Below are 593 nucleotides of genomic sequence, written 5' to 3'. Positions count from 1 at the left end.
GTGGTAATGCGTTGCCAGCACCTTAGGCGGGCGTTAGGTGAATTGGGGGAATAATGCAGCAAGTTTTAGAAACGGAACGTTTAATCCTTAGGTCATTTGAGCTGTCTGATGCAGAGCAAGTATCAGTATTGGCTGGTGATAAACGAATCGCAGAGATGACGGCAAACATACCGCACCCTTATGAAGTTTCAGATGCAATTTCATGGATTGAAACACATGAAATTGGCTTTGCCAGCGGAGAGAGTATTGTTTATGCGATTGTACTTAAAGAATCGTTAGAGCTTATTGGTGCAGTGAGTTTGCCGAGCTTAAAAGATGGCCAAGGCATCTTGGGTTATTGGTTGGGCGTCGATTTTTGGGGACAAGGTTATGCGACAGAAGCTTCAAAGGCTTTAATTGAGTACGCAAAAGAAAGTCATGGGTTGCGAGAGTTAAAGGTCATGCATCTTGTTGGCAATGATCGTTCAAGGTCAGTTATCGATAAACTTGGTGTTACTTACGTAGAAAATCAAACACTTCGTATGCAAGGTGGTGAACGAGAGGTTTGTGTTTATATTTCAGCGGTATAAATTCACCTAACAAACGCTTCAAGA

1 protein-coding gene is annotated in these 593 nt (G+C 42.5%); it reads left to right on the top strand.

Annotation, left to right across the window (positions count from 1 at the left end; genetic code table 11):
- Positions 1-53: 53 nt before the first annotated feature.
- Positions 54-569 (top strand): GNAT family N-acetyltransferase, encoded by a 516-nt coding sequence (locus tag GOU96_RS18120; RefSeq protein ID WP_017046319.1) that lies wholly within the window; start codon positions 54-56, stop codon positions 567-569.
- The last annotated feature ends 24 nt before the right edge of the window (positions 570-593 follow it).

This window comes from Vibrio sp. R-1, assembly GCF_035615595.1.
GTDB lineage: Bacteria > Pseudomonadota > Gammaproteobacteria > Enterobacterales > Vibrionaceae > Vibrio > Vibrio cholerae.
This window is presented reverse-complemented; position numbering and strand designations above follow the sequence as displayed.

Excerpts from the sequence above, each read along its gene's own strand:
- GOU96_RS18120 (WP_017046319.1), top strand. The coding sequence starts at position 54 with ATGCAGCAAGTTTTAGAAACGGAACGTTTAATCCTTAGGTCATTTGAG.